Genomic DNA, 8,687 nt, shown 5'->3' on the forward strand with positions numbered 1-8,687 from the left:
CTCGGCATCCGCCCGTCAAGCCCACCCCACCGCGCCGTTCCGGCGCGCGGGGCGGTCCTATGGTTGACCCCATGGCCGCCCCTGACGAGCCGCGTGACGACGCGGAGTCCCCCGAGACCGTTTCCGCCGACGCTCCCGACGAGGTGAAGGCGGATGCCGCCGCGGCCCAGGGCTCGGACGAGCACTTCCACGCCGCGCGCCTCGGCGACGACGTCGCCGATCACCCGCGCAAAAACGTCCCCCACCCGAAGGACGCCGCGGAGCCCGACGACACCATCCACCAGCCCGAGGACGTCGACCCCGACTCGTCGGCGGAGTTGCCCGGCAAGACGCAGCGCGTCGACCTCGAGGGCGAGGACGCCCCGATCGACGCCGAGACCACGCAGAAGAAGCGGGCCGCCCTCATCTACAACCCCGTCAAGGTCGACCCCGACGCCCTGCGCACCCGCACGGCCGAGCTGTCGGCCGAGGCCGGCTGGGCCGAACCGCTGTTCTACGAGACGACGGTCGACGACCTGGGCGACGACGTCACCCGCGCCGCCCTCGATGAGAAGGTCGACGCCGTGCTCGTGGCGGGCGGCGACGGCACCGTCCGCGCCGTCGCCGAGGCGCTGACCTCGTCGGGAGTGCCCCTGACGATCATTCCGAGCGGCACGGGCAACCTGCTCGCCCGCAACCTCAACCTGCCCCTCTCCGACAGCGACGCGATGATCCGCTCGACCTTCGAGGGTGACGTCCTCTCGATCGACACCGGGATCGCGCGCATCCGTCGCGTCGGCGGAGAGATCGAGGAGCACGGCTTCTCGGTCATGGCCGGCATCGGCCTGGACGCCGCGATGATCCAGAACACCCGCGACGACCTGAAGAAGCAGGTCGGCTGGGTCGCCTACGTCGACGGAGCGGCGCGGTCGCTCGTCTCGGCGAAGCCCTTCCGCGTCATGTACCAGCTCGACGGGCACCGCCTGCACTCGGCGAGGGTGCAGAGCGTGCTCTTCGCGAACTGCGGCGCCCTGCAGGGCGGCGTGGCTCTGATCCCCGACGCCTCCATCGCCGACGGCAGCCTCGACGTGGCCGTGCTGCAGCCGAGCGGCGTTCTCGGCTGGCTCGGCGTGTGGCGGAGCATCGTGTGGGACAACTCGGTGCTCCGGAAGTTCCGCGCCGGGCGGCGCGTGCTCGAGCGCCGCAAGGACACCTCGGTGCGCTACCTGCGGGGCACGGGCATCGAGCTGGCGACCGCTCCCGCGCAGCCGATCGAGCTCGACGGCGACGAGTTCGGCGAGGCGACGCGCGTGTACACCCGCATCGTCGCCGGCGGGCTCGTGGTCGCGCTGCCGAAGGGCCACGACACCTCGTCGCTCTGACCTTTTCGGGGCGGCGGCCGCGCGCGGGTGTCAAGCCCGAAGCACCGGATGCCGCGGTGGATAGCGTCGACGCATGGCTTCACCCTCGATCGTCTGGTTTCGCGACGACCTGCGCCTGACCGACAACCCGGCGCTTCGCGCAGCCCTCGACCGCGACGAGCCGATCGTCGCCCTGTACCTGCTGGACGAGGAATCCGACGGCGTGCGCGAGATCGGCGGGGCGGCCCGCTGGTGGCTGCACGGCTCGTTGACCTCGCTCGGCGAGCGCGTGAGCGAGCGCGGAGGGTCGCTGGTGCTGCGTCGCGGCAAGGCGGCCGAGGTCGTCCCCGCCCTGGTCGAGGAGGTCGGCGCCGGAGCGGTGTTCTGGAACCGGCGCTACGGCGGGGTGGAGCGCGAGATCGATGCCGGCATCAAAGAGAAACTGCGCGCCGACGGCGTGACCGTCGCCTCGTTCGCCGCCAACCTGCTTTACGAACCGTGGACGGTGCGCACCCAGTCCGACAAGCCGTACGGGGTGTACAGCCCCTTCGCGCGGGCCGTGCAGAAGCTTCCCGCCCCGCGCCCGCCGATGCCGGAGGCGCGCAAGATCCCCGGTTTCGACGGCAGCGTCGACGGCGACGACCTCGGCGCGTGGGGGCTGCTGCCCACGAAGCCCGACTGGGCCGGGGGCCTGCGCGAGACGTGGGAGCCCGGAGAGCCCGCCGCGAAGGCGCGCCTGAAGGAGTTCCTCGACGACGACCTCGGCGACTACTCGAAGTACCGCGACGAGTTCGCCGGCGGCGCCACCTCGAACCTGTCGCCCCGCCTGCGCTGGGGCGAGCTCAGCCCCTACCAGGTGTGGCACGACACCCTCGAGCACCGGGGATCGGGCCAGCACGCGCAGAGCGCGAGCGGCTTCCTCTCGGAGCTCGTGTGGCGCGAGTTCGCCTGGCACGTGACCTACCACTCCCCCGACATCGCGACGGTGAACTGGCGCCGCACCTTCGACGCCTTCCCCTGGCCGGAGCTCGACCGGTCGCACCTCGAGACCTGGCAGCAGGGCAAGACGGGCGTGGCCGTGGTCGACGCCGGCATGCGCCAGCTCTGGCACACCGGCGTCATGCACAACCGCGTGCGCATGGTCACGGCGTCGTTCCTCATCAAGAACCTGCTCATCGACTGGCGTCACGGCGAGCAGTGGTTCTGGGACTGCCTCGTCGACGCGGATGCCGCGAGCAACCCCTTCAACTGGCAGTGGGTCGCGGGAAGCGGTGCGGATGCCGCTCCGTACTTCCGCGTGTTCAACCCCGACACGCAGCGCAAGAAGTTCGACCCGCACGACGCCTACGTCAAGGAGTGGGCCCCGGAGTACCTCGGCGAGAACCCGCCGGAGCCGATGGTGGACCTCGGCGAGACGCGTAAGCGGGCGCTCGACGCGTATTCGCACGTGCGCCACGGGGGCTAAGCCGGAACCCGCTTCGACGGATCGCGAAGCTCGCGGCATCCGGGGACGCGAAAGGGGCGCCACCTCACGGTGACGCCCCTTTTCGAGACGGGTGTCAGTTGACGCGCTGCTCGGCGGCGGCGTCCTCGTCGTCGTCGTCGCCCGGGATGAAGACGTCGACCACGGTCACGTTGATCTCGGCGACCTTCATGCCCACGAGCTCGGTGATGGCCTGGTGCACGGCCGCGCGGACGTTCGAGGCCACGCGCTGAAGCTGCTCGGGGTAGTCGACCTGGATCGCGATGTCCGCGGCCACCTCGGTCTCGCCGACCTCGACGCTCACACCCTGGGCGTGGTCCTTGGCACCGACGGCCTGACGGATGTTGCCGATCACACGGGCCGCTCCGCCACCGAGAGCGTGGACGCCGGGAACCTCGGCCGCGGCGATGCCGGCGACCTTGGCGACGACGGCGTCGACGATGACGGTCGAGCCGCCGTCCTTCGTGGCAGGGGTGGGGGTGGCGGTGGTGGTGGTGTTCTCAGCCATGTTCGCTTCCTTCCGTCGTTCCGGGACCGTGTGTCCCGCGATGTCATAGGTAGGACGCACGCCGAGCACCATTCGTCACGGAATTTTCCTGAGAGGATCCTGACCGTCGGTCATCCGCCGAAGAAGTCACCGAAGGGCTCGCCGGCGTCCCCCGTGTCGCGCGCATCGATCTCGACGGTCTCGACCGACAGCGTCACACTCGTGTGCGGAGTGAACAGCACCCACATCTCGCGATCGCCGACCACGACGAACCGCTCGAACCTCCCGCCCGCGTGCACCGCCTCCTCGATTCGTCGCTCGAGGTCGCCGAGGTCTTGCCCCTGAGCGAGGAGATAGGAGTTCTCGCCTATCGCGATCTGCGTGCGCACCATCGTCTCGGTCCCCATGCGCGGGACGGTAGGCCGCGTCATCGGCGGAGGTCACGGGGGTTGCGCTCTCGCGCCGGAGGAATAGGAGAGGGCACGAACCGGTTGGATCCGAGGTGAACGACGCCATGCCTTCCCTCTCCGTTCTCGACCTCGTTCCCGTGCGCCACGGGCAGAGCAGCGCGCAGGCGGTGAGCGCCGCCCTCGACCTCGTCGAGCGGGCCGACCGCCTCGGCTACCGGCGCTACTGGTTCGCCGAGCACCACAACATGCCCTCGGTGGCGTCGACCACTCCCCCCGTGCTCATCGCCGCGGCTGCGGCGCGCACCTCGCGCATCCGCGTCGGGTCGGGCGGCGTCATGCTGCCCAACCACTCCCCGCTCATCGTCGCCGAGCAGTTCGCCGCCCTCGAGGCCCTGGCCCCCGGCCGCATCGACCTCGGCATCGGCCGCGCCCCCGGCAGCGACCCGGTCATCACCCAGTTGCTGAACCGCTCGGGCACCACGAGCGACGTCTCGCGCTTCCCCGACCACGTGACCGACATCATGGCGCTCACCTCGCCCGACGGGGCGACGGTGCGCTTCACCTCGGGCACCGAGTACCAGGTGAAGGCGACGCCCGCGGCATCCGGAACCCCCCAGGTGTGGCTGCTCGGCTCGAGCGACTACTCGGCGCAACTCGCGGCCAGCTTCGGTCTGCCCTACGTCTTCGCGAACCACTTCTCGGGCGAGGGGCTCACCCACGCGCTCGGGGTGTACCGCGACCAGTTCGTGCCCAACGAGTCGGGTGAAGGCCCGCGCACCTTCGTCACCGCCAACGTCGTCGCCGCGCCGACCGCCGAAGAGGCGGAAGAACGCGCCCTGCCGCAGCTGCGCATGATGGCGCGCCTGCGCACGAACCGCCCCATGGTGCCGCTCGAGACCATCGATCAGGCGAAGGCCGAGCCGTTCGACGCGATGGCCGAATCGATCATGGCCTCGACCCGGCAGAAGTGGTTCGTCGGCACCGGAGCCGAGGTGCAGGGCCAGCTCGCCGCGTTCGCTGCGCAGCACGGCGTCGACGAGATCATGATCTCGCCCGTCGCCGGAGCATACGAAGGCGAGGGGTCGGAAGGCCGCGTGCAGACCCTCGAGCTCATCGCGGCTCCCGCGACCGTCGCGGCCTGACGCGAGACAGGTGGCTGAGCCTGTCGAAGCCACCGGGGGCGCCGCGGGTCCCGGGCCCTTCGACAAGCTCAGGGACCTCTGCCGTACGCGAGGTGGCTGAGCCTGTCGAAGCCACCGGGGCCACCGCGGGTCCCGGGCCCTTCGACACGCTCAGCGACCTGGGCTGCGCGCGACACAGGTGGCTGAGCCTGTCGAAGCCACCGGGGCCACCGCGGGTCCCGGGCCCTTCGACAAGCTCAGGGACCTCTGCCGTACGCGAGGTGGCTGAGCCTGTCGAAGCCACCGAGGCCACCGCGGGTCCCGGGCCCTTCGACACGCTCAGGGACCTCTGCCGTACGCGAGGTGGCTGAGACTGTCGAAGCCACCGGGGCCACCGCGGGTCCCGGCCCTTCGACACGCTCAGCGACCTGGGCTGCGCGCGACACAGGTGGCTGAGCCTGTCGAAGCCACCGGGGCCACCGCGGGTCCCGGGCCCTTCGACACGCTCAGGGACCTGGGCTGCGCGCGACACAGGTGGCTGAGCCTGTCGAAGCCACCGGGGCCACCGCGGGTACCGGGCCCTTCGACACGCTCAGCGACCTGGGCTGCGACGGGCCGTTCGACACGCTCAGGGACCTCGCGACGGGTCAGGCCTCGGGCTCGCCGCTCAGCAGGCCGCGCAGCCAGTCGCGGGCCTCGACGAACACGTCGTCGCTGTAGCGCTGCGGGTAGCGGACGATCGCGCGGTCGGCGCGGGCATACGAGCCGAGGAAGATGACCTTCGGGCTGAACCGGCGGAGTCCCAGAAGAGCATCGGCCATGCGCTCGTCGTGCACGTGCCCGTCGGCGTCGATGACGAAGCGGTAGCGCCCGAGGGCGTCGCCGATGGGGCGCGAGGCCAGCAGGCTCAGGTTGATGCCGCGCGTGGCGAACTGCTCGAGCAGCTCGAGCAGGGCACCCGGGTGGTCCTCGGGCAGCTCGACGATGAGCGAGGTCTTGTCGGCACCGGTGGGCGGCGCCGGGGCGACCGTGCGGCTGACCAGCACGAACCGCGTCACCGCATTGGGGTTGTCGCCGATGTTCTCGGCCAGCACCGACACGTCGTGGTGGGCGACGATGCCGGGGGCCGCCACCGCGGCATCCGCCGCACTCGTCCCATCGAGCACGCCGAGCGCGCTCGCGACGTTGCTCTCGGCGGGAAGGTGCGCGTGGGCGGGGAGGTTCTTGCTGAGCCATCCGAGGCACTGGCCGTAGGCGACCGGGTGGGCGGCGATGAGCGAGACGTCGGCAAGCGTGGCGCCGGGGCGACCGACGAGCACGAAGTTCACCGGCACGAGGTATTCGCCCACAATGCGCAGACCCGGCACGGTGGCCAGGGCGTCCTGCGCGGTCGAGACACCGCCGTCGACGGAGTTCTCGATGGCGATCATCGCGGCATCCGATCGCCCCTCGACGACGTCGGCCAGCGCTTCGCCGACGTTGCGGACGGGACGCCAGATCTGATCGCGCGCCTCGGGCACCTGCGCGAGGGCCGCCTCGGTGAACGTGCCGGCCGGGCCGAGGTAGCTGTAGGTACGGCGGGCGGGCACGGTCTCTGTGTCGGGCAGCACGGCGTCCAGCCTAGACCTGGGGGATGATTCCGGATGCCGCGTCAGCGGGCCCCCGTCACCGTCCGGGGCCCGGTCGACGGGCGACCGCCCGCGGCGCGATGACGGATTCTCGCAGAATGCGTCACGGCGTGTGCGCATGTCGGAGGGAGCGGGCAGACTGGACGCATGAGCAGTCGCGCAGGGCAGCCCGCAGAGGCGTCCGATCTCATCGACATCGACGAACTGATCGCCGCGTATTACGACCGCAAGCCCGACGCCGCCGTGCCCGAGCAGCGCGTCGCCTTCGGAACGAGCGGTCACCGCGGATCCTCGCTGAGTACGAGCTTCAATGAAGACCACATCCTCGCCACGACCCAGGCGATCGTCGACTACCGCGCCGCGCAGGGGATCACCGGTCCGCTGTTCCTCGGCCGCGACACCCACGGGCTGTCGCTCCCGGCCGAACGCAGCGCCATCGAGGTGCTCGTGGCCAACGGCGTCGACGTGCGCGTCGACTCGCGCGACGCGTGGGTGCCGACCCCCGCGCTCAGCCACGCGATCCTCACCTACAACCGCGACCTCGACGCCTCCGACCCCGGCCGCGCCGACGGGATCGTCGTCACGCCCTCGCACAACCCGCCGCGCGACGGCGGCTTCAAGTACAACCCCCCGCACGGCGGACCGGCCGACACCGACGCCACGGGCTGGATCGCCGACCGTGCGAACGAGCTCATCGCCGCCGGCCTCGACGGCGTCACCCGCACGCGTCACGCCGACATCGACCTCGACGGCCTGGGCCAGTACGACTTCCGCGACGCGTACGTGCGGGATCTGGCATCCATCATCGACATCGACGCCATCAAGAACGCCGGTGTCCGCATCGGCGCCGACCCGCTGGGCGGTGCGTCGGTGGAGTACTGGGCGCTCATCGCCGAGGTCTACGGCCTCGACCTCACGGTCGTGAACCCCGAGGTCGACCCGACGTGGAAGTTCATGACGCTCGATTGGGACGAGAAGATCCGCATGGATCCCTCGTCGCCCTCGGCCATGGCCTCGCTCGTCGCCGCGCGCGCCGACTACGACATCCTCACCGGCAACGACGCCGACGCCGACCGCCACGGCATCGTCACCCCCGACGCGGGGCTGATGAACCCGAACCACTACCTCGCGGTCGCGATCGACTACCTGTTCTCGCACCGCCCGAACTGGCCGGCCGACGCCGCCGTGGGCAAGACGCTCGTGTCGTCGATGATCATCGACCGCGTCGCCGACGCCCTCGGCAAGACGCTGCTCGAGGTGCCCGTCGGGTTCAAGTGGTTCGTCCCCGGCCTGCTCGACGGCTCCGTCGCGTTCGGCGGCGAGGAGTCGGCCGGTGCGTCGTTCCTGCGCAAGGACGGCACGGTGTGGACGACCGACAAGGACGGCATCCTGCTCTGTCTGCTGGCCGCCGAGATCCTCGCGGTCACCGGCAAGACCCCGTCGCAGCGCTACGCCGAGCTCGAGCAGCAGTTCGGCTCGTCGGCGTACCAGCGCGTCGACGCTCCGGCCTCGCCCGCGCAGAAGTCGGCGCTGTCGAAGCTGTCTCCGGATGCCGTGTCGGCCACCGAACTCGCCGGTGAGTCCATCACCGCGAAGCTCTCGCACGCACCGGGCAACGGCGCCGCGATCGGCGGGCTGAAGGTGCAGACCGAGTCGGCGTGGTTCGCCGCGCGCCCCTCGGGCACCGAAGACGTCTACAAGCTGTACGCCGAGTCGCTCCGCGGTGAGGACCACCTGCGCGAGGTGCAGGAAGAAGCACGCGCGGTCGTGTCGGCCGCGCTCGGCCAGGCCTGATCCGCACGGTTCGTCAGCGGCGTCGCCCTTTGGGGCGGCGCCGCTTTCGCGTGTACCGGGTCGGCTCGACGAGCCGTCGTGCGGAGTCGACGGCGACACGCCGTGACCCCGGGCCGTGAGACCGGCGTGTCGGCCTTGAACTCCGCAGGACGGCACCCGGCGGGGCGGCGGGGCGGCGGGAGGATCGGGACGGGGACGGGACCGGGACGGGGACGGGACCGGGACCGGGACGGGGACGGGACCGGGAGACGGGACCGGGACGGGGACGGGGACGGGACCGGGACGGGGACGGGACCGGGACGGGACCGGGACGGGGACGGGACCGGGACGGGGACGGGACCGGGACGGGGACGGGACCGGGACGGGACCGGGACGGGGACGGGACGGGACGGGGACGGCACCGCGCCGACCGCCCCCTCAGGAA

General features: G+C 71.3%; 7 protein-coding genes. 4 read left to right on the top strand and 3 right to left on the bottom strand.

Going from position 1 to position 8,687, the window contains the following annotated elements; translation table 11 throughout:
* The first annotated feature begins 71 nt into the window (after positions 1–71).
* Both LPW41_RS14570 and LPW41_RS14575 read left to right on the top strand, forming a co-directional pair.
* A complete protein-coding gene (locus tag LPW41_RS14570; protein WP_230705236.1) occupies positions 72–1,361 on the top strand; it encodes a diacylglycerol kinase family protein in 1,290 nt (429 codons plus the stop codon).
* Between the two features lie 73 nt (positions 1,362–1,434).
* The gene (locus tag LPW41_RS14575; protein WP_230705237.1) at positions 1,435–2,805 is read left to right on the top strand and encodes a deoxyribodipyrimidine photo-lyase; all 1,371 of its coding nucleotides are present in this window, start codon (positions 1,435–1,437) and stop codon (positions 2,803–2,805) included.
* Between the two features lie 94 nt (positions 2,806–2,899).
* On the opposite strand, the gene LPW41_RS14580 is transcribed toward LPW41_RS14575, so the two are convergent.
* Together LPW41_RS14580 and LPW41_RS14585 are read right to left on the bottom strand one after the other, a co-directional pair.
* Entirely contained in the window at positions 2,900–3,331 is a 432-nt protein-coding gene (locus tag LPW41_RS14580) for an Asp23/Gls24 family envelope stress response protein (protein WP_144834640.1), read from the bottom strand.
* 110 nt (positions 3,332–3,441) lie between these two features.
* The gene (locus LPW41_RS14585; RefSeq protein WP_230705238.1) at positions 3,442–3,717 is read right to left on the bottom strand and encodes a hypothetical protein; all 276 of its coding nucleotides are present in this window, start codon (positions 3,715–3,717) and stop codon (positions 3,442–3,444) included.
* Between the two features lie 107 nt (positions 3,718–3,824).
* Here LPW41_RS14585 and LPW41_RS14590 point away from each other — a divergent pair, with 107 nt between their 5' ends.
* Complete coding sequence (locus LPW41_RS14590) at positions 3,825–4,862, top strand: LLM class flavin-dependent oxidoreductase (RefSeq protein WP_230705239.1); 1,038 nt, start codon at positions 3,825–3,827, stop codon at positions 4,860–4,862.
* Positions 4,863–5,488: 626 nt separating this feature from the next.
* Here the strand turns inward: LPW41_RS14590 and pheA are convergent.
* On the bottom strand, positions 5,489–6,451 hold the full coding sequence (pheA, locus tag LPW41_RS14595) for a prephenate dehydratase (RefSeq protein ID WP_144834634.1): 963 nt from the start codon (positions 6,449–6,451) through the stop codon (positions 5,489–5,491).
* A 165-nt stretch (positions 6,452–6,616) separates the two neighbouring features.
* Between pheA and pgm the strand changes: the two genes are divergently transcribed.
* Positions 6,617–8,263, top strand: a complete 1,647-nt coding sequence (pgm, locus tag LPW41_RS14600; protein WP_230705240.1) for a phosphoglucomutase (alpha-D-glucose-1,6-bisphosphate-dependent) — start codon at positions 6,617–6,619, stop codon at positions 8,261–8,263.
* Positions 8,264–8,687: the final 424 nt, after the last annotated feature.

It is taken from the genome of Microbacterium sp. JC 701, assembly GCF_021026215.1.
Lineage (GTDB): Bacteria > Actinomycetota > Actinomycetes > Actinomycetales > Microbacteriaceae > Microbacterium > Microbacterium algihabitans.